Below are 23501 nucleotides of genomic sequence, written 5' to 3' on the forward strand. Positions count from 1 at the left end.
ATTTGGTCATCGCCCTTCCTGTTTTTTTATTCCGGTTGCATACTGCATAATATTGGATGCTTCAATCTCCGCATGACTTAATTCACCTACCGTATGTCCTTCCCGGTATACATATACTCTGTCACTCATTCCAATCACTTCCGACAGGTCAGAAGAGATCAGAATAATACCAAGACCGGCATCTGATAATTGGTTCATCAGCTTATAGATCTCAAATTTAGCACCTACATCAATTCCTTTGGTTGGTTCATCAAATATCAGAATCCTTGGATTACACGACATCCATTTTGCAAGAATTACCTTCTGCTGGTTTCCTCCACTCAACAGTTTTGTCTGCTGTTCCAGACCCGAAATCTTAATCTGCAGCTTTTCTACATAAGTGTTCGCATTTTCTTCCGCTTTTTTTTCACTTACCAGTCCCCTTCTGGATAATTTTTTCAGAGAGGCAATACTGATATTTTTTTCAACATTTAATGACAAAGCCAGACCGTCTGCCTTACGGTCTTCTGTCATATATACGACGCCGTTTTCTATTGAACTGTGCACATTTTTAAACTGCTTAACCTGCTTGTCAAATAATGTAAGTTCATCTATTTTTCCCTTGTCAGCTCCAATCAATATACGCATGGACTCTGTTCTCCCGGCTCCGACAAGACCGGCCATTCCAACTATTTCACCCTTATGGACGACAATTTCATCCACATTTATGCCACTTTTATTTTTTATTCCTTTTGCATGAAGAACCACTTCCCCTATTTTTCTCTTGTAGTCAGGATATTTTTCTGTCATCTCCCGCCCTACCATCAGGTTTACAAGTTCTTCATTTGTTGTATCCGCATAGTTCATGGTGCGGATAAATTTTCCATCACGCATGACTGTTACTCTGTCGGCAAGGATTTCCAGTTCTTCAAATCTGTGCGTAATGTAAACAATACCCATTCCCTGTTTTTTTAATTTCTCGATTATCTTATACAGATGGTTAGTTTCTTCCTTTGTAAGTGACGTTGTAGGTTCATCGAATACAATAACCTTTCCGCCGCGCGATATTACCTTAGCGATCTCAACCATCTGCTGTTCTGCTATACTTAATGATCTGACAGGTAATGTCGGATCCACATATAATCCGACTGTATCCTGTAGAATCTTTTCTGCTTCTTTTCTTAAAGTTTTATCATCGACCAGATGTTTTTTTGTTTTCAGATTTCCTATAAAGATATTGTTTGTCACATCCATCTGCATACAGACATTTAATTCCTGAAATACCTCACCAATACCCAGCTGAAGTGCTTCTGACGGACTTTTAATGGCAACCTTCTGACCTTCAATAAAAATTTCTCCTTCATCAGGTGCATACACACCATAAAGAATTTTCATTAAAGTAGATTTTCCTGCACCATTTTCCCCTACCAGTGCGTGCACCTCGCCCGCACATAGATTAAAAGAAAAATGATCCAGTGCATGCACGCCGGGAAATGTTTTTGTGATATCTTTCATCTCCAATAATACATTACTCACTCCATCTGCCTCCTGTTATTTAAAAAGGCTGTAAATGTATACAGCCTTTTTATTTCTGTATGTTATTACTGTTCTAATTCATCAATATTATCCATGGTAATTATCTTACATCCCGGATCGATATTATCCTTAGGAACAGATTCACCCTTTAAATGCTGCAGCATTTTTTCTACTCCAAGATATCCCATCTGATATGGCTCCTGAACCATCAATGCATCAATAACACCGCTCTTCATCAGTGCGATTTCATCCTGATCAGAGTCAAAGCCTACAAACTTTAAGCTCTCTTTCTGATAAGAAACCAACACATTTCCGGCTGCCAGTGCAGACTGGTTATTTACACAGAACAGACCTGCCAGATCAGCATTCGCTGTAATTGTGTCACTTACCTGTGTGGAGCATCTGTTTAAGTCATTATTATAATACTGGACATCCATGCATTCTATGGCAGGATATTTTTCTTTACAACGATCTACAAATCCCTGGATACGGTCTACGTCAGATACAGCCTGTGGATCATTGGCAAAAACTGCAACCTTTCCACCGTTTTCTCCTAAAAGCTCTGCCATCTTATCCGCTGCTTCTGCCCCAGCTGCTTTGTTATCTGTGCAGATACTTGTAATATAATTTTCAGATGCTGTAAGGGAATCCAGACATATAACCGGCAGACCTGCGTTATAAGCCTCATCTATTGCACTGGCATTCGCATCATAATCCTGCGGGCACATAACCACCGCATCATAACCGGTACTGATAATCTGTGACATTGCATTATTGATCTGAGCGGAATCATGATAAGTACTAGGTGCCACAACCGTTCCTTCTACTCCGTACTCCTTGCAGGCATCCATGAATCCTTTATCAATGGACAGGAAGAAATCTTCCGCTCCCTTCTCCAGTAATGCTATTTTATAAGTTTTCTCCTGACCTGCTTCTTCACTGCCTGCCTGTGCGGCAGCTCCCTGATCTGCAGGTGCCTCCGTTGTCTTGCCACACCCCGTCATAGCAAGAACCATTGCCGAAATAATAATTGTACTAACTAATCTCTTTTTCATATTGCCTTCTCCTTTCTTGTTTTAACGTTTGCGCAATCGTTAAACTGATTGTATCACGAATGTTATTTTCTGTCAATTTGTGTACGTAACATTTTCGTTAATCGGTATAATGTTAGTCTTCGCTATCTCATTATAATTGCATAAAATCAAATGAAACAAACTATTTTCCATAACATCATCCATGTCCAGTTCGCAGAAATGTGTAATAGCGCGTTCAATTCCATGATCACTTATGTAGTTCTGAAGTTCTACGGCCTCTTTATCATTCTGATCCTGATAAAACATACCATACGCAATGCTGCGCGTAATAAAGTAAGGAATGATCCGGTGTTTCATACATAATAAAGCCGGTCCTACAAGCCGGTCATTCTTTTTCAGTTTTCGGATCGGTTCTCTGCCTATTCTGCTAAGCTGATCCCGGAAAAACGGACTTGCAAACTTTTCAAATTCAACTTTTACTGCTTCATCATCCGGAACCGGAAGTCCATATTCTTCATTCAGAGCCAGCCTTCCCTCTTTCCATGCATAATAAGCACATTTTCTGATATACAAATTGTTTACAGCCTGATTGATCGTCTGATATCCATAATAAGTACCCATAAATGCAAATGTCACATGTCTTAGATTTTCAGACCAGATTTTTTCAATCATATTGATTTCCATATTGTCCTTCAATACGAAGAATGAGGGATACTGATATCCGTCAGGAAACAGAAAGCTGTTATCCACCATCAGAATATCTTTATCGTCCCCTTCCAGAAAATACGGATCTTTCCGGCAGACCTCCGGATAAACCACCTTGCGGTTTACCTTGGCCGTTATCAGCGCAATATGTTTTTTGAAGCAATCCAGCTCATCCTCATCCAGAGATCCGGAGATTTTTTTTTCGAAATATTGCCTCAGCCCGACAAAATTTCCACCAAGTATTATCGCAGCTGTAGAATCGTTTTTCTGCTCTTTTCTCATCCGAATCATTTCTGCCAGATCTTCCGCGACCTGATCAAATGCAGATGGAAAAAGTGCAGTTGCGATCATTTCCGACCGGGCAAGGCATGTAATATATTTCAGATGATCATTGACGGTATCTACTATCTGAAATCCCTTTACAATACTTTCCCGGGATTTTCCTGTCAGAAGATTTTTCTTTTCTACCGTATAGTATCCCTGTTCTGCCAGCCCCTGCACGAGTCCGGTGTCTATATCAGCAAATACAATGCTGTAATTTTTCTCCTGATAAAACATCTCACCCAGCATGCCACGTCCGCTGCGGCCGGCTCCTATAATTGTAACGATTGGTTTATCACACATCTTTATCATCCTCAATATAAGATATTGCGATCAGATCCATGTCTCCGTCAAAGTGTATTTCACCAAAATCAGCCGGTACCAATATGGTTTCTCCCAGCCCGATGGGCATATCTTCTATGGTTCCTTCTCCGTTTACACATGTCAGAAACAGAAATCCCTGATAGCTATAGTTTCCTTTACCCTTGACAATGAACCGTTTTGCAACATATTCTCCGGCCTTTTCATAATAATGATAGATCAACAGACCGTTTTCACGTACAGGTTCTACTGCTTTTGCTCCAACAGGCACTTCCGGAATGTTGACGCAGTCATATACTTCCTGCAGATGCAACGGACGTGACGGATCATTTCTATCATTATCATAAAACCGATAAGTTATATCACCATTTGTTCCAAAAGTTGCACTGATCAGACCTTTTCCATATCCGCCATGAATCACGCCTGCAGGTGTATGTACATAATCTCCGTCTTTCACCTTAATCGTAGAAAAAAGATTTTTCCAATCTTTATTTTCCACCATGCGTTTAAAATCTTCCAGATTTTTCGCCTTATTTCCAAAAAGCCACTCTGATACATGATCAGATGCTTTTAATGCAACGGCGCCGGATACTTTGCCCTTCTGATTTTCGTGTTTTTCTGCATATGCATCATCCGGATGCAGCTGATACGACTGAAATCCACTGTTTGCCGTTGTAGTCATCCGGACCGGAAATGATTTTTCCCTGCACTGGAATACCTGTGGGTTTTTTTCATAAAAAACCGACAACGGTTCCCCGGTTTCTCGTACCGTATTATCCAATTGTCCGGGAATGGCAATTACATGATAAATAGTTCCAATGTTTTCCATGTCTGTTTTAATATGAAAATGATCGATCAGTGCACGACCACCCCAGATAAATGACTTATAAATTGGTTCAATATGATATAATTGTCGCTTCATGTTTCCTCCTATACTTACAATTAGTTTAACGTTTGCGCAATCGTTAAACCAATTGTAAGTATGAGACCATGATTTGTCAAGATAAATTTACTGACTTTTTTAAAACGGGCACGATAACAGTACTGATATACTTCCTGAAATCAGAAAAAAGAATGAGGGAGCACCCATTGATGCTCCCTCATGTTTCATTTTTTATGTTCTGTTGAGCAGTTCCGCCATACGGATATGAAGCTCATGTGCTTCGCCGGACTTCGGGTTTATTTGCCCAGTGGCTTACCTGTCAGCTTTTCATAGCCCTCCAGATAAATATCGATCGTCTTCTGTGCAACATCTTCCGGTAACTTCCATCCCTTCTCCGGATTAGCTTTCAGCCAGTCACGTGCAAACTGCTTGTCAAAGGATGGCTGTCCATGACCCGGCTCATATACATCTGCAGGCCAGAAACGAGAGCTGTCCGGTGTCAGCATTTCATCACCGATTACAATATTTCCATCCTCATCCAGACCGAATTCAAACTTGGTATCTGCAATGATAATGCCTTTCGTCAGTGCATATTCTGCACATTTTTTGTAAAGAGCGATCGTATAATCCTTGATCTTCTTTGCATATTCTTCCCCTTTATCTAATAATTCTGTTTTTTTCAACCATAACAACAGAAAAAGGACACTTTCCTTACTTTGGAAAATGTCCTTTAATAGCATTTAACTATTTAGTTTTGAAAGGTTCAAATCGCTAGAACGTACCTTTTTAGTCCATATCAGTCCACCAAACAATAATAATTTGATGTCAAATTGATGTCATTTTTTGTGCTCAACACCGCAAACCCTTGATTTTACTGGTCTTTTTTATCCAAGCTCTTCATCGTGGGGAATTTTTTTGATTGCTAAGCTAACTCTTGTATATCCTTGTAACCCCTTGGAAAATGGGCTTTCCCGGATTCTATATACTTGGATACTCTTGGACGTTTTTTTGACTTTTGTGCGTCCAAAAGATGTCATTCGCCTTAAAATACGTCTTTTTATTTTATGCATGTACTGCTGTGTCAAACACAACAATACTTAGCAAGTATAACATATTTGTCACAGTATGAATAGGTATATTTTTCAATCTTCAAAGAGTTCAATCGCAGGACTCTTTTCTAAAAAATATCCATATTTTTTGATAATTTCTCAATTACTGATTTTGTAACATCTGGGTTTGCTTCTGCATATATGTTCATGGTAGTCGATACATCAGCATGTCCCATTACCTCTTGAATTACTTTGATGTTGGTTTCATTCTCGCAAAATCTTGATGCAAACGTATGTCTGAAGATATGGCAGGAGAATCTTGGAATCATAACAGGTTCTCTCTTCTCCTTTTTAGCAGCCACCTCTTCTTCTGAATTATGTGTATCCACAATTCTCTTGATTGCCCGGTTTACTGCTGCTGGGTTATGTGGCATCCCAAATCGGTTTGTAAATACAAAATTGGTCATTCCATCCACATTCTCAACACAAAAGCCTTCCTGCTTCTGTCTCTCATATTCTTCCTGAAGCACATCATATACCTGCTGCATCATAGGTATTCTACGATTACCAGCTTCCGTCTTTGGCAAAGATACTCTAAACTCACATTTATATGAATCATCCGCTCTCTGGTAATAGGTTAAGCTATGATTGATATCAATGATTCGATTCTCCAAATCAATATCATCCCAGCGTATCCCAATTGCTTCTCCTATTCTGCATCCAGTTCCTAACAAAAATACAAAGAATGGATACCAGTGATAAAAGAACGGATTCTTTGCTACATACTCCATGAATTTTCTCTGCTGATCCACAGTCAACGCTCGCCTTGTTTTTCTGGCACCACCATTACGCTTCTTTACTTCACAGTATGCTCCGTCTACCGGATTCTTCCTTATGATATCATCTCTGACAGCAAGCTGAAATGTAGGTCTTAATACTGTGTTAATTGTCTCAAGCGTATTAATCTGTAATCCCTGATTATTAATCAAGTCTGTATAAAAAAATAACACGTCTGAGTATTTCACATCTCTTACTTTCTTCTTGCCAAATGTATCACGAATAAAATGATTCCATGTATACAAATAATTACTGTAAGTAGTGCTACGCAATTCTGTTTTAGTTGATATGTACCTGTCAAACAAAAAGTTTACATCAGCTTTTCCTGCGACATAGATATCAAGTCCATCCAACTGGTCTTTTTGTAACTGTTCTTCTCTTTCTCGAAGCTTTACCAAAGACTTTGCATAAATGGTTCTTTTCTTGCCTAATGGATCAATATATACATATGAGTATCTTCCGTCGCCTTTTCTGTAACCCTCACCCTTTCTTAATACTCTGCCTTTACCATCTTTTCTACAAGCCATTATTCTCTCCTTTCCGGAGAAAAGAGCCCGTTCTACTGATTAGCCTGCTGCTTCATTTGTAATTCAACACCCATTCTAATCAATTGCGAAATGGATAGATTATGAGTCTCAGCATACTCAACCATTATCTGGTATTCCTCTTCTTTGAATTTAACAGTTACCTTATGATCAAAAGGTTTATCTGCTTTTGGTCTTCCAGTTCTAGCCATCTGTATGCCTCCTTCATATCTTAGTCATATTATACTTTTGGTCTGACCAAAAGTCAATACATTTTTTCTCTCTTGGCTCATTTTTCTCCATACTTGTTTGTATTTCTTCTATATTAATGCGTCATTTCTCATAATTACTTATAAAACTCGTCATCTACAATATGGAAAGTCTCCAGATATTCATCAATAATATCCAGATTAACCAACACCAGCTGATTCACTTTATAACATGCCTTTGCATCCTTCGCTAACTGCATAAACTTTGACACACTCATTGAATACATCTCTGCTCCTTCTGAATATCTGACAAATCTTTTATTATTAGTCTTTTTAGTTCTGCTGTCCATTTGCTAACTCCTCCATTACCATTTTGCGAGCTACAGGTAACAGATCAAACTGTCGTATCAATGCTCTGTCTATTTCTTCTCTCACGCCTGAATCCTCAATGACAGTTCCACTTTTTGCTCTAATGCAGCCTTTTGAAATTGTCTGTGCATCTTCAGGCATAAAATCAGATATCTTACTTAATCCAAATCCACTTACATCCTTCGGATTTAAAATCACATGTACCGGAATATCCTTTAACTTACTGCTCAAAGGGACTACTGACACCTGCGGTGCACCATCATGATTACTGGCATCACATGAAACAATTATTCCTGGTCTGATTCCGCCCTGAATGCCATGTGGGTTTTTCCCAAAATCCGCATACACGACATCAAATTTATTATATTTACCATACTTTCTTTTTTCTGTTCGTCTGCTCATATCTATGCTCCCTTCTTGATGTGCATATCCAATCTGCCCTCATCTACAGTCACCACAATGCCGCCTGCTTCAATAACCAGTCCTACCTTAAAATAAGCATCCGCAACACTGCTGGATATAGCTGCCATATTCGCAACAACTACTCCACTGAATTGCTTTTTGCGGATCATATTCACAATCTGATTCCACTGGCGATCAACATCACTCTGCGAAAAGCCATTGCGTCTCATCTTTCCAACGATTGAATATTCTTTTCTCTTTACAAATTCATGTATATATTTGCTCTGCTTGTCTTCAAGCATATTTACTTTTTCTAGTGGAGCCTGCACTGAAAGATATTCTATGCAATCCATCTTTTTAATCTTTCTTCTCATTTTCTGCCTCCTATGCTGACTTCAAAGCCTGCTCTATCATAAAATCAAATGTCTTTTTCAAATAATCCTGCTTATCTGCAGGTAACTGCTTAAGTCTCGAATCTAATGAATCCGGTGTACATTCTATTGCAAGTAAGGTATTTGCATCTGTTTCATAAACTTCCATAAGCATATACAGGTTTTTCATGCTCAAGTTTCTTCCTCCTTGCTCCACCTGTCCAAGCGTCGAAACACTTATTCCGGTTTTAGCGGCAACCTCTTCAATGAGAAGTCCTTTGTCCTTACGGATATCACGAATCACCGGACCAATTTTATATCCTTCATATTTCATCGTCGTACCCTCCATTGTCCCGTGCCATTTCTCTAAGCATCTCTACCGCCGCATCTTCTGTCTCATACTGACCAAGCCACTTTCCACTCGAATCATGTACTACTGTACCAAATGCAGTCTGTGTAAATCTGCAATCCTTCACAGCCGGGACTTGTTTGTTCCGACCCGAAAGATTTCCTGCTGCTTCTCTACTAGAGAACTCCTTTAGCATCCGAAGTCCTCTGCATGAGATACAGTAATTGGCACCGGACCGACTTCAAGAGAATAGAGCCATATGCCCATATCAGTAATGGTATTCACAAATTCTTCCAGATCATAAATGTCATCTGTGATCTCATTCAGGCTTCTGACTACTACAACCTCAAAGTCTTCCTCTTTAAGTGTTGAAAAGAAAGCATTCAGACCTTCTCTGTCATAGTCCCTTGTCATTGAACGATCACAATACGCATCATTGATTATTACTCCATTAGGCATTGCCTGATCACGCATATTCTCGACCATCTGGACTACATTAAGTTCTGCTCTGCGTGACTTTACAAATGCAATACCCTTTGCAAGCTCCTGATTATCTGTACCTTCGTTTCCTACTACGTTAAAATCTCTTTTATTCATTTTGTTGTCTCCTTTACGATTTCGTATTGGAGAGTTTTGGCGCCTCCACTCTCGTGGTGTGCTGTATCTCAAGCACATGTTCATTCTAGTCTCTTACCGCTTTATTGCCGACCGTGTACAGGCGACAATTATGTCGTGTAAACACGACAATCACTTTCCAACTGACACGCTTTTCATCGCTTTCATCATTGCAAGGCACTGTCTTATCTGCAATTCATCCATATCTGAAAGAACATCCATTGCCTCAGATAATAGTTCTGAATTTTCTTCATTCTTTCCATACATTATGAAATCAACAGATACACCAAGTACGATTGCCAGATTATCTAATGTCTGTGTCTTAAAATCTCCACCATTTTCAATCGCAGATATTGCTTGTCTGCCTATACCTACTCTATGAGCTAACTCATCCTGTGATAATCCTATCGCCTTTCTACTGTCAGCAATTCGTAATCCTCTCTCATAATCCTTTTCTCTTGTCTGTGCTTTACTGCTCATAAATCCTCCTTGCCGCCCTTGGAAACGAACAAGTCGGATTACCTTTACAGCACTAAAAAAGACGCACGAGGAAACCAGTATCATAAATACTGTTCGTTTCCCCTGCGTCTCTGGTGCTTCCATCTTTCGATGTGCCCTTATCAGGTGGGCTGTAATTTAATTGTCAATCATTATATTCTGAAAGTCCCATTCTCAGAATGTTCCTTCATCATTCCCTCGGAATACTTCTTGAGTATCATCACTCGCTTACATCTGTCACACTTAATTCCAATATTCTGAAGTGCTACAGCGGAATCATCACCGCATACAAAGTATTCCATCATTAACTTGTTGCATTTTTTACATCTAATTTCTATAACATTTCCTTTGTTCAATTCAGTTCGCTCCTTATTCATACAAAATCATCAATCTACAATTCTGTACTCGTAAAGGAAAGGGAAATCACCTTTGCAAGCCTTTTGCCGGGAGTTCCGATGAATGTCTGCACATTCCCCGGCTTTGCTGATCTAAAGCCAACTGATACGAATTGTGCTGTCAGCACACAATCATATCAGGCTCCGGCTCTTTCCATAAACCACATATTGTTATCTTCATAGAAAAGAAATATTTCCTTTCCATCCACCACACAGGTATAGCGTTCACCAACGCCCCCAGCCTTGGTACTGGCTGCTCTGCGTTTGTCTTTTACTCGTGTTATCTCATACTTTCTGCCATCTTCCCATGTAATCTCTTTGGGAATAAGTATTCCATCCTTAGAGAACTCTGCCAGTACATCAACATATACCTTATTGCTCAATGTAATCACCTTCCTTACAAGATTGCTATTGCTCTGGATGCATCCATCTTCCTTGCTATATAGCCCTTTTCTTCTAATATTTTCAGATGTGCATAAACACTTGAAGTCGATGCCACCCCTACCATCTTGCATATCTCCCTGATAGTAGGAGCATAACCATTCACACGCTGATATTGCATAATGCTTTCATACACATTCTGCTGCTTCTCCGTCAATGGTGCTCTGTCTACCAGATTAATTCTTGCTGCTTCGCTCATGTTCCGCCTCCCTCTTCTTTACTCTACTGCTACTTCTCGTTACTAACCTGAAAAGTACCCATGTGGATGTACTGTGTGTTCTTCTTTTGCATTGACTGCCGACAGAATCCTGTCCCGGTACATGAGCCCCCTCTGGATACTGTAAAATCCAAATCTTCTGCGTATCTCATCCACCGCTGAATCCATCTTCATCTGCTTTTCACGCTTCTCCACACTTGAGAACAAATCAATCTGTTCCCAATAATTATCTGTTACTAAGTCTGCACCTCGGACACCAACACTGCGGATTGGTTTGCTCCAGTTATAGTTTTCCTTAAATATCTGATAAGTATATGCAGCTATCTCTCCGGTGATATTCGTTGCATGGTCAATCTTTTTCTGACGGGTAAAAGAGAATAGCTCATTATCCCTGACACTTATCTCAACCACTCTGCACCGGAATCCATTCTCACGAAGTCTTGCTGCAACACTCTCAGCCAGAATATAAAGAACAATCTTTACATCCTCATCGCATACTAAATCCTTTGGTGTTGTTGTGCTGTTTCCCACCGATTTAATTGGAGCGTTGGTATTCTCCAGCTTGACAGGTGAATCATCATAGCCATTAGCAAACGACCATAAGATACTGCCCATCTTTCCAAGGTGACTGTTAAGCACATCTTCATCTGCTCTTGCAAGATCACCTATGGTTTTGATACCAAATAATGCAAGCTTTCTGTTCGTACTTTTGCCAACGTATAGAAGATCTGCCACCGGAAGTGACCATGCCTTCTGCTTAAACTCACTCTTATACATAGTTGTGATTGCATCAGGTTTCTTATAGTCTGAACCAAGCTTTGCAAATATCTTATTGAAAGAAACACCAACACTTACTGTGATGCCAAGCTCTGACTTCATTCTCCTGCTGATTTCCTGTGCGATAAGCAATCCATCTCCTTTAAGGGAACTGCTCCCTGTCACATCAAGCCAGCACTCATCAATCCCATATGGCTCCTGCCTGTCCGTATATTCTGCATATATCTCATGTGCCATTCTTGAGAACCGAAGATATAAGTCCATTCTTGGTGAAACAAATGTTATGTCAGGGCAGACCTGCTTTGCCTGCCAGAGTGCCATTCCTGTTTTCACACCGTACTTCTTAGCAATATAGTCGGCTGTTAAGACAATCCCATGTCTTGCCTCCGGGTCACCGCCTACTGCCAGTGGCTTTCCTGCAAGCTCCGGATGATGCAGATGCTCAATCGAGGCATAACAACAGTTGATATCTGAATGAAGTATTACCCTGTCTCCCATCTTCATCACCTCCTGCATTTAATCTGTCACTACCATAACCTTTAGTCCAAGTATATGAGTAATGTTTCTTACAGGGCATAGTATAACCCCAAGAATAATCGACTGTCAACGGACACATGTGTCCTTTTTCTCATTATATTGGATTTTTAACTTGAATAATTGGCACTATTGCTATATACTATGGAGTGAAAAGAGACATTTGAAATCAACAAAATGAAAGAAAAGAGGCGTATGCATGTACTCAATCGGAGAAATCATTTCAACATATAGAAAAAAGAAAGGCTTGCTCCAACAGGATCTCGCTGATGAACTGGCAAAGGAAGGCATTACCATTTCCTATAAAGCCATATCCAACTGGGAGAGAAATCTTGCTGAACCAAGCGTTACCATATTTTACAAAGTGTGTAGAATCCTTGGTGTTACTAACATGTATGAAGCATATTTTGGAGTAAATCCTGCAGATCCACTCTCTTCTCTTACTGATGAAGGCAGAGAAAAGGCTATGGATTACATCCATCTGCTCCACGCATCCGGAATGTATGAAAAGCAGACTGCTAAGATAATTCCATTCCGAAGCATTGATATTTTTGAAAATGCTGTATCAGCCGGAACCGGTAACTTCCTTGTAGACGGACCAAAAGAGACTGTATGTATAGATGAATCTATCTTACCGGAAGATACTACTTTTGGTGTCCGTATCAGTGGCGACAGTATGGAGCCTGAGTTTTCTGATGGTCAGATTGCATGGGTATTACAACAGGAATCTGTTGCTAATGGAGAAATCGGCATCTTCGCTCTAAACGGAGAAGCCTACATCAAGAAATTGCAAAACGATAAAGACGGAATCTTCCTTATCTCGCTTAATGAAAAGTATGCACCTATCCCCGTCGGAGAAGATGATCGTTTAGATATATTTGGTAAGGTTCTCGGAAAATGTAATCCTGCTGATATTGCTAAGAGTTACAAATAAGACCAGTGCCAATTAATGCAAGTCCTTTTTATTGGACACATGTTCTTGCATAATTAACACTAAGAAATCAGAATCTGAAAGAAGGAATTTTTATGGCGGTTGTCAACAATATCAAAGAAATCCGTGAGCAGCGTGGCATCTACCAGGATGAACTTGCTGAAGCTACCGGATACTGTACCAAAACCATCGGTCGAATAGAACGTGGGGAAAGCACCCCATCCGCAGAGTTTATGCTGCGGATTTCAAAATACTTTAATATGATGGTGGAAGATGTCTTCCATGTAGAAGATTGAGCTGGGCACATGATACCCAGCTCTATTACTATCTACTTTCAACATAAATTTTAAAAAGCGACGATTTTCGCAATCGTCGTCAGACTGTTCCTGTTGGGCGGTCTGACTTTTTTAACGATAGTGCAAACATCGTCAGAATTTGTCTGCGGTCAGGTTGTATCATAGCGGCTCCCTCCAGTAAGCCGCCGTATCCGCCAGCGTCAGCACGTCATTCCCTTTGAGGGCAAAAGAAACGGCGCCCTGATCTTTCAAAACCGCCGATAGAGCATCACATTTCTAAAATGAGCGCACGAAATTATCTGCCCCAGTCAACGGTTTTTTTCTTTCCCCGGACGGGGCAGATAACTTATTATGCAGAGCAGAGCGGAGCCGATGTGCGCTAATCGGTTCCTTGTACTTTCTCCTTCAGCTTTCGGAAAGATGTATCACTGATGGCGTGTTCAATCCGGCAGGCGTCTTGTTCCGCTGTTTCCTGATCGACGCCAGCAGCGATAAACTGCTCCATAAAAAACAAATGGCGTTCATAGATTTTCTCGGCAATCTCCCGACCTATGACGGTCAGATGAAGGAACCCATCATCATCCACGGTCAGAAAACCTCCATTTTTCAAAACGCCTACCGCATGGCTGATACTCGGTTTGCTAAAGCCCATGTACCGGGCAAGGTCAATGGAGCGGACCATGCCTTGCTTCTTTTGGAGTATCAGCACAGCCTCCAGATAATCCTCCCCGGACGCATGAATCTTCATCGTAGCCTCCTTTTAGGCGGAAAGCTGCTGTTCTGCGTTCCACATGGCAGCGTACTTTCCATCCTTTGCTAACAATTCTTCGTGTGTACCAGCTTCGGTGATCCGACCATCGGAAACCACCAGAATCTGATCGGCATTTTTTACGATGGATAGGGTATGTGCGATCATCACCACGGTTTTTTTCTCTTTCAGTAGGTTCGCAATCGCCTGCTTTACCGCCAATTCATTCTCAATGTCTAGGGAGGCCGTCGCCTCGTCAAGCAGCAGGATCGGGCTGTTTTTCAAAATGGCACGTGCTATGGAAAGGCGCTGGCGTTCGCCGCCGGACAGGAGATTTCCATTTTCCCCAATCGGCGTATCATAACCCCTCTCCATCTTGCGGATAAAGCCGTCACAGTTTGCCTCTCGGCAGGCCACTTCAATTTCTGCGTCCGTAGCATCCGGACGGGCATGGCGGATATTCTCCCGCACTGTATCATCAAACAGGAACACATCCTGGTCCACCATAGAAATCTGGTCTAATACCCGTTCCGCAGCTATATGATTGATCGGTCTGCCTCCTATGGAAATCGTGCCGCCAGATACTTCATAGTATTTTGCAATCAGGTTCAGGATGGTAGACTTGCCGGAGCCGGAATCCCCCACAATGGCGGTCAGCTTCTGATCCGGCACAGTAAAGGAAGCCTGTTTTAACACCGGTTCCCCAGGAACATAAGAAAAGTTCACATGGTCAAATACAATCTCATGGGAGGCTGCCTGTAGCGGCTCCATGCTGCCGGTTTCTTCCGGTTCCTTCATCACAGCCATGATTTTATTTTTCGAGATCATCAGATTCTTATAGCTGGTGAGGTCTACAAAAATGGAATTTGCCAGCTTCGCACAGAACAAAGGCAGCATACAAATCAAAAGATAGGACACGGTATCTAAAGTTCCGGCTGCCCAGGGGCCATAGGCCGTCCAGATCACAACCGGGCAGGACAGCCAGCTCAAAATACCAAATCCCGCACCTATCGGGAGAACCTTGGCTTCATACACAAAGCTGATCCTGCTAAACTCCTGCATGGCATGGATCACGGTTTTGTTTTTCAGACCGCCAACGCCATAGGCCCGGAAAGTCTGGATACCGGATACATACTCCACAATGCTGCTGACATTCTCTGCACAAATATCGTTCTTCTCTTTGCCATACTTCGCTACCTGCCGGAAAGAAAGCCACAATCCGGGGATCAAAAGCAGGTCGGCAATCAGGAGGATCAGCCCGGCTGGAAAGTAGATCGTCATCACAAAAACAATCAACATCAGCGACAGGGCAAAGCTCTTTGCAATGTCCCCGATCTTATGGGTCAGAATTTTTTCATAGTTATTTACATCACTGGTAATGGTGTTGATATAATCGCCTGTCTGCCCTTGTGTAAACCGGGAAAGCGGGATACGCTTGAGATGGTCGCCCATAAACAAGCGGATATTTTTACTGACTTTTGCGCCGCCGATCTGTGCTTTGGTATAGCCATAGCTGTATATCAAAATACGGAGCAGAAAGATAAATGCAATAACACCTGTCAGGACCAGTACACGGTTCATATCAAACTGACCGTCCCATAAAAACCGCATGACGGAATAAAGCAGCATAAACAGGCTACCAGAGAACAGTCCCTCCAGGACAGTCCCGGCAACGCCAATATAAAACTCCCGGTTCTTCTTCCATACGTTATTTGGATTCATTCTGCCCGCCTCCTTCCAGTTGATAAGTAATTCCCCTCGCTGTTTCGTAGTCCTCCCATGCTTTCCGATAATAAGCGTTCTCTTTCCGCACTTCCTCATGGGTACCGACGCTGGTGATCGTATGATTCTCTACCACCGCCACACGGTCGCACATTTTCAAGGCGCTCAGCCTGTGCGCTACCACAATGACCGTCCTGCCTTTGCAGAGGTTCTGAATGGCCTTATCAATTTCCATCTGATTTTCCGGGTCAGAGGCGCTTGTCGCTTCGTCCAGAATCAGGATGGGAGCATTTTTCAAGATCGCCCTTGCAATAGCAATCCGCTGTTTTTCCCCACCGGAGAAACGGGAGCCGAAGCTGCCTACCTTTGTGTCATAACCATCCGGCAGCGACATGATGAAGTCATCAATCTGCGCCTCCCTGGCGGCAGCCCGTACTTCCTCCAGGCTGGCGTCTGAACCCATGCGGATATTTTCCAGTACACTGTCACGGGTAAGGAATGTCTTTTGAAATACAATGGCAATATTCTTCAGGATGGTATCGTAGTTCAGTTCATTCACGTTGATCCCGCCGATCAGCACCTCCCCCTCCTGCACATCATAAAACCGGGAGATCAGTTCAATCACGGTACTCTTGCCCGCGCCGGACTGTCCCACAAGTGCCATGCGTTCCCCATCCCTGATCTTGAGGTTGACGCCTTGCAGGACATCCGTTTTCCCATCGTAGGAAAAACGTACATTCTTAAGCTCAATATCATGGTTTTCCGGGAAGTCCATTCCACCTTCATAAACAGGAACGTCCAATATTTCTTTCGTTTTGGTAATGGCGCCCAGGACATTCGCAAAGTTTGTCCCCAATTCCTGTAAAGGCCGGATCTCCGTCAGATACATGGAGCCGACATAGACGAACAGCAAAAATGCACTGGCCGCCAGGGAGCCTTTCAGAAAGAACATCCCGCCCAGGGGAACCATCAGCAGCATCCCACATTCAATCAGAACCACAAAGGTTGCATAAGGAGGCCCCATTCTCCGGGAGGTTTCATTCCACATGGCATTCTCTTCCTGGATTGCACCGGAAAATTTCTGGAACGATTTGCTCCCCATGTTGTACGCTTTAATCAGTTTCATGCCGCTGATATACTCGATCATAACGGAATTGAGCGTTGTAATGGATCGGTTCGCCCGGTCCATCAAACCGTCCGTATTCCGAAACATAACCCCCATTACCACAACGGCCAAAATCAACGGCACCAGGGAAACCAGTGCCAATGGGATATTTACTGTCATCAAATAAATGAAAATTGCTACCGGCCCTACCATATAGCACACAAGGTCTGGAAGGTTATGGGCTAAAAACAACTCCAGCTTTTCAATATCTTCATTCAGAACCGTTTTAATATCCCCGGTCCGCCGCTCATTCAATGTACCAAGGGGGACTTTTGCCAGATGTTCCGCTACCATGCAGCGCACCTTGAACAAAGCGCCGTAAGCACCTTTATGGGCAGCCACACCGGAACACCCAAATAAAACAAAACGCAGGACCACAGAAACGGCAATCATCATAATCGTCTGGACGACAAACTCGTTTGTGCAGTTATGCTGGAAAACGGCATCCATCACACGGTAAATCCCGATATACGGTACAATGATGCATAGGCCGCTTGCCATAGCTAGCAGAATTGCCAGTAGCAGCCAGATTTTCTGCTCACCGGCCCATTGAAGTAGCAATGCAATCCTGTTTTTCTTTTTCTGTTTCATCACTTCACATCTCCTTTCCCCCTGAAACAGAGAACAGTTCCCGGATCTTTGGGAGGAAATCCATCACAACAGGGATGTCATCCGGCATTTCCCCTTCATCAAAATGCAAGACACGTGAGCAGGTACGGCAGACAAATTCAAAATCATGGGTGACAATAAAAATGATTTTTCCCTGTTCGGATAACCGTTTGATCAATCCCGCCACCTGCGCCATGCTGTCAAAGTCCAGTCCGCTGGTGGGCTCGTCGAACACCAGCAAATCTTTTCCACAGATCATGCTGACTGCCACAGCCACCCGCTGCTTCTGTCCACCGGAAAGCGTGTTGGGATGGCGTTCCCGGTAGGTTGTAAGCCCCAGTTCCGCCATGGTTGTTTCTACTAAATCCTGATCCGGGTTTCGAATTCCGAAGGAACATTCTGCCTCCACACTTTCTGCAAACAATTCATAGTTCACATCCTGCATCACCATATAAGAGCGTTTCAGCCTCAACTTGTGTTCTAGCGGCTGACCATTCCAAAGGAACTCACCTTCACAGTCTTTATGAAGCCCGCACAGAGCGCGGGAAAACGTGGTTTTTCCGGCTCCATTATGACCGACAACCCCAATGACTTCTCCCCTTGCGACAGAAAGAGCAATTTGGTGTAGAATCGTCCTCTTTTTATAACGCAGCGTAATATCACGGATTGCTAATGTAGGAGGAAGAACCGTAGGATGGATGGCTGGAGGAAGAACCCTTGTCAGGTCAACTGCCCGCAGCCCCATGTGTTCCCGTTCGGTTTCCGTCAGCCGGAGAAATTCCTCTGACGTAAAAATCCTTGCTATTTCCCCATCTTCCAGATAAACAATGCGGTCTGCCAGCTCCATCAGATAATAGAGCCTGTGTTCCGCAATCAAAATGGTTTTGCCCTGGCTCTTTATCAGCCGCAGATGTTCTTTCAATTCCTGGATGGAAGCCATGTCTAGATTTGAGGATGGTTCGTCCAGCAGATAGATTTCCGGGTTCATTGCATAGACCGACGCAAACGCGATTTTCTGTTTTTCTCCGCCCGACAGTTCAAAAATATTTCGGTTTCGTAGCTTTTCAATATGCAAATCTTTTGTTGTCTGTTCTACCCGTTCCTCCAGTTCCCTTACCGGCCTGGCCTCATTTTCAATTCCAAAGGCAATCTCACTGTCCGTATCCACATTGAAAAACTGTGTCCGGGGATTTTGAAACACAGACCCCACCTTTGCAGCGATCTGATACATGGGCAGGTCACTGATTTCCTGTTCGTCCACTAGCACGCGCCCCTGAAGTTCTCCCTGGTAAAATTGTGGGATCAAGCCATTTACCAGCCTTGTGACCGTTGTTTTTCCGCACCCGCTGCGGCCACAGAACAAGACACATTCCCCGTCTGCAATTTTCAGGCTGATTCCATGCAGACTGTCATGCTCCTGTCCCTCATAAGAAAATGATACATTTTTAAACTCAATCACCCGATCACACCTCCCCGCTTACATAATTCAAAAATAAAGAAAGCAACCGCAAATAACATCGCCGTCCAATCTGCAATCCCGCATTTTATCTGGACAAGACAGGTCCGGGGATTGGGATTCTCGATCCCGCGGGTAACAGAAGCGATAGAAAGCTCGTCCGCTGCCTTGGAGGCCATCATCATCAGCGGAACATAGATACACTCTACTGTCATTCCCGGATGGGAAAGGAATCCGCCCAGGGAGGGCGATACGTCCCGCATACGCATGGCGTCCTTGATAAAATGCCAGTCCTCCTGGACGGTTGGAATATAGCGCAGCATGACCGCAAATGTGATGACAAATTTTTTCGGGGCATGGATTCGGTTCATGGCGGATAAAAATTCGCTGACCTTTGTTGTAAACAAGACTATCCCTGCCAGCATCCCGCAGGCGTAAACCTTGTGAAATAGCCCAAGGAACGCAACAAACATGGTCCGCAGCGTCCCCGTCATAGCCGCCATAATCCAGACTGTCAGTGCACAGACTAACGCATAAAAGCATACCCCTTTTACGGCATATTTCCACTTTCCACAAAGCACTCCTAATACAGCAATCAGCAGGACAAGCGCAAACTGATAGGTAAGAGAAGGCGCGAACATGGAACTCAGTACACACATCAAAATAAGAAAGAGCTTGGCCCGCGGGTCAAGCCAAAGCCCTTTCTGGACGGTGTTACCCATCATGCTGTAATACCCGCTTTTTCGAACTGCTTCTTCAACATTTTGCAGCCCACAAATGCACTGATAGAAGCTGTTACAAGGAGAGCGGCAAACATGGCGATAAAGATTCCCGCATTTGCGGTCGTCTGCATGGTATCGATATAGCTTTGCTCGGTTCCATTTCCCAACATGGTCTGCGCCCACCCCTGGGGATCAGCGAAGAAAACAAGGTACGACCCTGTTCCGCCCAGGGAGAAAAGGATATAGGACAGACTGTTGATCTTCTTGCTCTTGTACTGCTTTGTACCGGCAACAAAATCAGCTACGACAGCCATAATGAGATAGCCCAACGCAAACGCCCAGTGCATACCAGTGACAAACCAGATGATGGCCATGATAACGCCCATGATCGTGACGCTCCAGCGTTTATGTACTTTTGCGATCATCAGCAGATAAATTGGTCCGGCAAGCAAAGCACTCCCGGCAGGCATGAAAAAAGTCAGCACCGGGTTGGTAGCAAAAAAGACGCCTCCTACCATGATGAATACGAACAGAAGCGCAGTAAAAATTCCCGTTGTTACTAAGTCCTTGACAGACAATCCTGCCTTTGCATTTACTTGATTACTCATATTTTTTCCTCCTGCTTTCAAGAACGGTTGACCTACCGTCTGAAATCTGTTATATTATGATTAGATGCTACTAACCACGGTCTATATCATACTAACTTTATGGGCGGGCTGCAATACATTACAGGCACATTCGTCTTTTCGTTGCAAAGCTCCGTCCAATCGTTGCAAAGGAGGCCGTCATTTGAACAATAACATTATTGCGGATTACTATGAGCCGCTTTTAACAGATAACCATTTTATCCCGGTAGATAGCAATAACCACTTCAATTCTGCCGGACAATGCTGGCAGTTATCGCCTGAATTTGGAGAAGGCTTTTACTGGGTCTATGCGAAGAAAGACCTGTACGACATTAAAATCCATGATTTTTATTTCCATGAGGATTTCTTCATGGAATTTCATTTGCCGGAAGCTCTGAGTATTACTCAGTATGAATCCATCTCTGGCGAAGAATTAAATCCCTACCGGCGGATGTCTGCCGAATGTATCAAAGCCTTTATTGGCGGCTATAAGCCATACAAGGCAATCATCCATAAAAAAATCCCCATCCGGTCTATTGGTATCGAAGTCATGCCTGCATACTATGAGGATTATTTGCAAAAACAATATCCGGGGGACTATATCAGCCCACTTGCAGCTTTCCGGCAGGTTGATCAGACCACAGACTTCCCGGCTATGGCAAAGCTGCTCCATGAGGTAAAGGTCTACCGTGGGGATGGGATTGCCGCAGGACTATTTTATGAAGCGAAAGTGGCCGAGGCCGTATCCCTTGTGGTGGAAGAACAGAAAAAAATTCTCTCCCGCAAGGAGAAACATCTATCCGACCAGGATATAGCACAATTGGAAAATGTGACTGCTTATCTCAATGACCACTATGCGTTTGATATCCCATTGGAGCGGCTTGCAAAAATCGCCTGTATGGGAACCACCAAGCTGAAAACATCTTTTAAGCAGTTGCAGGGCTGCACAATCACAGAGTATATTCAACAGCGCCGCATGAGCCAGGCAGAGCATTTGCTGATCGATACGGATTTCACAATGGGACAGATTGCGGAAATGATCGGTTACTCTACTTCTAGCCGGTTTGCGGAATTATTTCGCAAGAGTACAGGCCTCCTGCCGATTGAATATCGGAAAATGGCTCAGCAAAAATAAATTCACAATGTAATGCCACGACAGATCACTCTACAACGGAGTTTCAGTCGTGGCATTTTTCTGCTTTTCTTTACGGATATAGCCATTTTCCCCTTTCCAAATTGTAGTATTAGTAGAGAGAAAAATAGAAGGTAAGGCTTGATAACAAGCACAGCAAGCGAGTACCCGCTTGCGATTTTTCGTATTTTCAGATCTCTTGACCGAAAATGAAAAATGTTTGTTGAGATAATCTCAAACTCTTATGAAGAATGGAGGCAGCGCATGGCGAACCGGAAACGGAATATCCAGATGAATTTTTATGTCACAGAGAATAAAAAACGGCTCATAGATGAGCGGATAAAACTGCTAGCCTCCCTATTCGATTGTCAATGTACTTGATGAAGGAGGAAAACTTGTCCTTCTTATTAACACTGACAAAAAAAGCAAAAAACAGGCGCATCAAATGAAACTTTATCAAAAATATTTTCCGAGCTGCTTTAAGCCACGGCGGATACTGTCTCGAACACGGCTTGAATCTACACCTTCTACTTCGGCAATTTCATTTACCGTCATTCCCAGATAGTATCGGGCATAAATTCGCTTTGCCTGTTTCTCCGGCAGCTTCATCACAGCGGCATAGACCTGCTCCTGAAACTGTTTTTCCTCCAGAAGCATCTCCGGTGTCTGCGGCTTCAACAGCACCGCATTTTCAATGCCATTCTCGCAATCCAGAGAATACTGTGCTTTATAACGATACATCTTTCGCTCATACGCAGCCTCCGCACGTTCAGCTGCTCGAATAGTCTCCATTACTTCCTCTGTCACATCTACAAAAAAGTCTGTTGTATAAACATCAGGATAAAGCTCCCGAAGGTTAATTTTCTTCATTATGTACCTCCATTTCGATTCACGGGTGATTGACGGGTGAATCGAATGGAGGTGGGGAACGGCAGCGACGTACTTCGGGAACTTTCCCGAAAAATCGACAGCAAAAAGCGCCAGCTCCACACAATGGGAAACTGGCGCAACAAGAACAGTCATTATTATGCTGAATCACATGGAACGATAATGCCGATGCAATGCTATACTTGCCCGGAGGAGGGGCAATGCTTTTTTTAATTGATGTAGATCATGGGAGCTTTGAAAAAGCAAAAGAGACACGGCAAATTAACCTCCAAGCGGCTACCGTGTCCCTGCAAGTCGTCATTAGTTTGTGTAAACGCAAAGAAACGGCGGCTCTGAAATTGTCCTTCAAAACCGCCGATTGAGTTCAAACCTTAAAATAGCGCACGAAATTATCTGCCCCAGTCAACGGTTTTTTTCTTTCCCCGGACGGGGCAGATAACTTATTATGCAGAGCGGAGCCGGTGTGCGCTAATCGGTTCCCCGCATTTTTTCCTTTAACTTCTGAAAGGATGTATCACTGATTACATGTTCTATCCGGCAAGCGTCCTGCTCCGCCGTTTCTCTGTCTACGCCAGCAGCCACAAGCTGCTCCGTAAAGAATTGATGGCGTTCATAGATTTTCTCTGCCACCTCCCGGCCTATATCGGTCAGGTGGAGAAATCCATCCTCGTCCATTGTCAGAAAGCCGCCATCCCGCAGAACGCCCACCGCATGACTGATACTCGGCTTTGAAAAGCCCATGTGCCGAGCAAGATCAATGGAGCGGACCATGCCCTGCTTCTTTTGAAGAATCAGCACAGCCTCCAGATAATCCTCCCCGGACGCATGAATCTTCATCGG

At 43.2% G+C, this 23501-nt stretch carries 27 protein-coding genes and 1 pseudogene; 4 read left to right on the forward strand and 24 right to left on the reverse strand.

All coding sequences use genetic code 11. The annotated features are described in order from the left end of the window. Positions 1-6: 6 nt before the first annotated feature. The 16 genes and pseudogenes from OCV96_RS08990 to dinB form a co-directional block, all read right to left on the reverse strand. Positions 7-1515, reverse strand: a complete 1509-nt coding sequence (locus tag OCV96_RS08990) for a sugar ABC transporter ATP-binding protein (RefSeq protein WP_243028749.1) — start codon at positions 1513-1515, stop codon at positions 7-9. Positions 1516-1580: 65 nt separating this feature from the next. Beyond that, positions 1581-2570, reverse strand: a complete 990-nt coding sequence (locus OCV96_RS08995; RefSeq protein ID WP_118502078.1) for an ABC transporter substrate-binding protein — start codon at positions 2568-2570, stop codon at positions 1581-1583. Between the two features lie 72 nt (positions 2571-2642). Next, the gene (locus OCV96_RS09000; protein ID WP_262594334.1) at positions 2643-3878 is read right to left on the reverse strand and encodes a mannitol dehydrogenase family protein; all 1236 of its coding nucleotides are present in this window, start codon (positions 3876-3878) and stop codon (positions 2643-2645) included. After that, positions 3871-4818: a class I mannose-6-phosphate isomerase gene (locus OCV96_RS09005; protein ID WP_118502074.1), complete on the reverse strand. Its 948-nt coding sequence runs from the start codon at positions 4816-4818 to the stop codon at positions 3871-3873. Before OCV96_RS09005 ends, OCV96_RS09000 begins: the two co-directional genes overlap by 8 nt. 257 nt (positions 4819-5075) lie before the next feature. Next, a pseudogene (locus OCV96_RS09010) lies at positions 5076-5438 on the reverse strand (phosphoribosylaminoimidazolesuccinocarboxamide synthase); the annotation flags it as partial. Between the two features lie 518 nt (positions 5439-5956). Next, positions 5957-7192 carry a tyrosine-type recombinase/integrase gene (locus tag OCV96_RS09015; RefSeq protein ID WP_004611641.1) on the reverse strand — a complete coding sequence of 412 codons (1236 nt, stop codon included), beginning with the start codon at positions 7190-7192 and terminating at the stop codon, positions 5957-5959. Positions 7193-7224: 32 nt separating this feature from the next. Next, positions 7225-7401: a DUF6290 family protein gene (locus OCV96_RS09020; protein ID WP_004611640.1), complete on the reverse strand. Its 177-nt coding sequence runs from the start codon at positions 7399-7401 to the stop codon at positions 7225-7227. Positions 7402-7535: 134 nt separating this feature from the next. Further along, positions 7536-7748 carry a DUF6462 family protein gene (locus OCV96_RS09025; protein WP_004611639.1) on the reverse strand — a complete coding sequence of 71 codons (213 nt, stop codon included), beginning with the start codon at positions 7746-7748 and terminating at the stop codon, positions 7536-7538. Further along, positions 7732-8169, reverse strand: coding sequence for a type II toxin-antitoxin system PemK/MazF family toxin (locus OCV96_RS09030; RefSeq protein WP_118662828.1), 438 nt, complete (start codon positions 8167-8169; stop codon positions 7732-7734). The genes OCV96_RS09025 and OCV96_RS09030 overlap by 17 nt, the downstream gene beginning before the upstream one ends. Before the next feature lie 2 nt (positions 8170-8171). Next, positions 8172-8543: a resolvase gene (locus OCV96_RS09035; RefSeq protein ID WP_262594335.1), complete on the reverse strand. Its 372-nt coding sequence runs from the start codon at positions 8541-8543 to the stop codon at positions 8172-8174. 10 nt (positions 8544-8553) lie between these two features. Beyond that, complete coding sequence (locus tag OCV96_RS09040; RefSeq protein ID WP_008395280.1) at positions 8554-8874, reverse strand: helix-turn-helix domain-containing protein; 321 nt, start codon at positions 8872-8874, stop codon at positions 8554-8556. Between the two features lie 204 nt (positions 8875-9078). Continuing rightward, positions 9079-9486, reverse strand: a complete 408-nt coding sequence (locus tag OCV96_RS09045) for a recombinase family protein (protein WP_118662827.1) — start codon at positions 9484-9486, stop codon at positions 9079-9081. Between the two features lie 150 nt (positions 9487-9636). Further along, complete coding sequence (locus tag OCV96_RS09050) at positions 9637-9984, reverse strand: helix-turn-helix domain-containing protein (protein WP_117582140.1); 348 nt, start codon at positions 9982-9984, stop codon at positions 9637-9639. A gap of 550 nt (positions 9985-10534) precedes the next feature. After that, entirely contained in the window at positions 10535-10780 is a 246-nt protein-coding gene (locus OCV96_RS09055) for a hypothetical protein (RefSeq protein WP_180207647.1), read from the reverse strand. A gap of 14 nt (positions 10781-10794) precedes the next feature. Then, entirely contained in the window at positions 10795-11037 is a 243-nt protein-coding gene (locus OCV96_RS09060) for a LexA family protein (protein ID WP_077326115.1), read from the reverse strand. A 42-nt stretch (positions 11038-11079) separates the two neighbouring features. Beyond that, positions 11080-12330, reverse strand: a complete 1251-nt coding sequence (gene dinB / locus OCV96_RS09065) for a DNA polymerase IV (RefSeq protein WP_262594337.1) — start codon at positions 12328-12330, stop codon at positions 11080-11082. Positions 12331-12565: 235 nt separating this feature from the next. On the opposite strand from dinB, the gene OCV96_RS09070 reads away from it, so the two are divergent. Further along, positions 12566-13300: a helix-turn-helix domain-containing protein gene (locus tag OCV96_RS09070; protein ID WP_117994025.1), complete on the forward strand. Its 735-nt coding sequence runs from the start codon at positions 12566-12568 to the stop codon at positions 13298-13300. A 92-nt stretch (positions 13301-13392) separates the two neighbouring features. Further along, on the forward strand, positions 13393-13593 hold the full coding sequence (locus tag OCV96_RS09075; RefSeq protein ID WP_008395289.1) for a helix-turn-helix transcriptional regulator: 201 nt from the start codon (positions 13393-13395) through the stop codon (positions 13591-13593). Between the two features lie 379 nt (positions 13594-13972). Here the strand turns inward: OCV96_RS09075 and OCV96_RS09080 are convergent, their stop codons facing one another. The 6 genes from OCV96_RS09080 to OCV96_RS09105 are packed head-to-tail and all read right to left on the reverse strand — an operon-like array spanning position 13973 to position 20623. Beyond that, positions 13973-14341: a metal-dependent transcriptional regulator gene (locus OCV96_RS09080; RefSeq protein WP_117908551.1), complete on the reverse strand. Its 369-nt coding sequence runs from the start codon at positions 14339-14341 to the stop codon at positions 13973-13975. Positions 14342-14353: 12 nt separating this feature from the next. Beyond that, a complete protein-coding gene (locus OCV96_RS09085; protein WP_117908549.1) occupies positions 14354-16063 on the reverse strand; it encodes an ABC transporter ATP-binding protein in 1710 nt (569 codons plus the stop codon). Next, positions 16050-17819 (reverse strand): ABC transporter ATP-binding protein, encoded by a 1770-nt coding sequence (locus OCV96_RS09090; RefSeq protein ID WP_262594338.1) that lies wholly within the window; start codon positions 17817-17819, stop codon positions 16050-16052. Before OCV96_RS09090 ends, OCV96_RS09085 begins: the two co-directional genes overlap by 14 nt. 4 nt (positions 17820-17823) lie before the next feature. Then, positions 17824-19296 carry an ABC transporter ATP-binding protein gene (locus OCV96_RS09095; protein WP_117942945.1) on the reverse strand — a complete coding sequence of 491 codons (1473 nt, stop codon included), beginning with the start codon at positions 19294-19296 and terminating at the stop codon, positions 17824-17826. Beyond that, positions 19293-20018, reverse strand: coding sequence for an energy-coupling factor transporter transmembrane component T (locus OCV96_RS09100; RefSeq protein ID WP_008688120.1), 726 nt, complete (start codon positions 20016-20018; stop codon positions 19293-19295). The genes OCV96_RS09095 and OCV96_RS09100 overlap by 4 nt, the downstream gene beginning before the upstream one ends. Beyond that, the gene (locus OCV96_RS09105) at positions 20015-20623 is read right to left on the reverse strand and encodes an MptD family putative ECF transporter S component (RefSeq protein WP_008688119.1); all 609 of its coding nucleotides are present in this window, start codon (positions 20621-20623) and stop codon (positions 20015-20017) included. Before OCV96_RS09105 ends, OCV96_RS09100 begins: the two co-directional genes overlap by 4 nt. A 181-nt stretch (positions 20624-20804) precedes the next feature. Between OCV96_RS09105 and OCV96_RS09110 the strand changes: the two genes are divergently transcribed. Further along, entirely contained in the window at positions 20805-21776 is a 972-nt protein-coding gene (locus tag OCV96_RS09110; protein WP_262594339.1) for a helix-turn-helix transcriptional regulator, read from the forward strand. Between the two features lie 453 nt (positions 21777-22229). Here OCV96_RS09110 and OCV96_RS09115 read toward each other — a convergent pair whose 3' ends face one another. Further along, positions 22230-22643, reverse strand: coding sequence for a sigma-70 family RNA polymerase sigma factor (locus OCV96_RS09115; protein WP_044930365.1), 414 nt, complete (start codon positions 22641-22643; stop codon positions 22230-22232). A 218-nt stretch (positions 22644-22861) separates the two neighbouring features. Here OCV96_RS09115 and OCV96_RS09125 point away from each other — a divergent pair, with 218 nt between their 5' ends. Next, a complete protein-coding gene (locus OCV96_RS09125) occupies positions 22862-23023 on the forward strand; it encodes a hypothetical protein (RefSeq protein WP_015529866.1) in 162 nt (53 codons plus the stop codon). 106 nt (positions 23024-23129) lie between these two features. Here the strand turns inward: OCV96_RS09125 and OCV96_RS09130 are convergent, their stop codons facing one another. Next, positions 23130-23498, reverse strand: a complete 369-nt coding sequence (locus tag OCV96_RS09130) for a metal-dependent transcriptional regulator (protein ID WP_008395306.1) — start codon at positions 23496-23498, stop codon at positions 23130-23132. Between the last annotated feature and the right edge of the window lie 3 nt (positions 23499-23501).

The sequence above is a fragment of the Waltera acetigignens genome (assembly GCF_025567015.1).
GTDB classification, from domain to species: domain Bacteria; phylum Bacillota; class Clostridia; order Lachnospirales; family Lachnospiraceae; genus Acetatifactor; species Acetatifactor acetigignens.

Bases quoted from the DNA above. Each gene is read 5' to 3' on its own strand.
- OCV96_RS09085 (WP_117908549.1), bottom strand. From the start codon at position 16,063: ATGAATCCAAATAACGTATGGAAGAAGAACCGGGAGTTTTATATTGGC.
- OCV96_RS09045 (WP_118662827.1), bottom strand. From the start codon at position 9,486: ATGAATAAAAGAGATTTTAACGTAGTAGGAAACGAAGGTACAGATAAT.
- OCV96_RS09075 (WP_008395289.1), top strand. From the start codon at position 13,393: ATGGCGGTTGTCAACAATATCAAAGAAATCCGTGAGCAGCGTGGCATC.
- OCV96_RS09035 (WP_262594335.1), bottom strand. From the start codon at position 8,543: ATGAGAAGAAAGATTAAAAAGATGGATTGCATAGAATATCTTTCAGTG.
- OCV96_RS09000 (WP_262594334.1), bottom strand. From the start codon at position 3,878: ATGTGTGATAAACCAATCGTTACAATTATAGGAGCCGGCCGCAGCGGA.
- OCV96_RS09025 (WP_004611639.1), bottom strand. From the start codon at position 7,748: ATGGACAGCAGAACTAAAAAGACTAATAATAAAAGATTTGTCAGATAT.
- OCV96_RS09030 (WP_118662828.1), bottom strand. From the start codon at position 8,169: ATGAGCAGACGAACAGAAAAAAGAAAGTATGGTAAATATAATAAATTT.
- OCV96_RS09020 (WP_004611640.1), bottom strand. From the start codon at position 7,401: ATGGCTAGAACTGGAAGACCAAAAGCAGATAAACCTTTTGATCATAAG.
- OCV96_RS09100 (WP_008688120.1), bottom strand. From the start codon at position 20,018: ATGATGGGTAACACCGTCCAGAAAGGGCTTTGGCTTGACCCGCGGGCC.
- OCV96_RS09080 (WP_117908551.1), bottom strand. From the start codon at position 14,341: ATGAAGATTCATGCGTCCGGGGAGGATTATCTGGAGGCTGTGCTGATA.
- OCV96_RS09090 (WP_262594338.1), bottom strand. From the start codon at position 17,819: ATGAAACAGAAAAAGAAAAACAGGATTGCATTGCTACTTCAATGGGCC.
- dinB (WP_262594337.1), bottom strand. From the start codon at position 12,330: ATGGGAGACAGGGTAATACTTCATTCAGATATCAACTGTTGTTATGCC.
- OCV96_RS09115 (WP_044930365.1), bottom strand. From the start codon at position 22,643: ATGAAGAAAATTAACCTTCGGGAGCTTTATCCTGATGTTTATACAACA.
- OCV96_RS09050 (WP_117582140.1), bottom strand. From the start codon at position 9,984: ATGAGCAGTAAAGCACAGACAAGAGAAAAGGATTATGAGAGAGGATTA.
- OCV96_RS09070 (WP_117994025.1), top strand. From the start codon at position 12,566: ATGTACTCAATCGGAGAAATCATTTCAACATATAGAAAAAAGAAAGGC.
- OCV96_RS09040 (WP_008395280.1), bottom strand. From the start codon at position 8,874: ATGAAATATGAAGGATATAAAATTGGTCCGGTGATTCGTGATATCCGT.
- OCV96_RS09060 (WP_077326115.1), bottom strand. From the start codon at position 11,037: ATGAGCGAAGCAGCAAGAATTAATCTGGTAGACAGAGCACCATTGACG.
- OCV96_RS08995 (WP_118502078.1), bottom strand. From the start codon at position 2,570: ATGAAAAAGAGATTAGTTAGTACAATTATTATTTCGGCAATGGTTCTT.
- OCV96_RS09015 (WP_004611641.1), bottom strand. From the start codon at position 7,192: ATGGCTTGTAGAAAAGATGGTAAAGGCAGAGTATTAAGAAAGGGTGAG.
- OCV96_RS09005 (WP_118502074.1), bottom strand. From the start codon at position 4,818: ATGAAGCGACAATTATATCATATTGAACCAATTTATAAGTCATTTATC.
- OCV96_RS09125 (WP_015529866.1), top strand. From the start codon at position 22,862: ATGCTTTTTTTAATTGATGTAGATCATGGGAGCTTTGAAAAAGCAAAA.
- OCV96_RS09105 (WP_008688119.1), bottom strand. From the start codon at position 20,623: ATGAGTAATCAAGTAAATGCAAAGGCAGGATTGTCTGTCAAGGACTTA.
- OCV96_RS09130 (WP_008395306.1), bottom strand. From the start codon at position 23,498: ATGAAGATTCATGCGTCCGGGGAGGATTATCTGGAGGCTGTGCTGATT.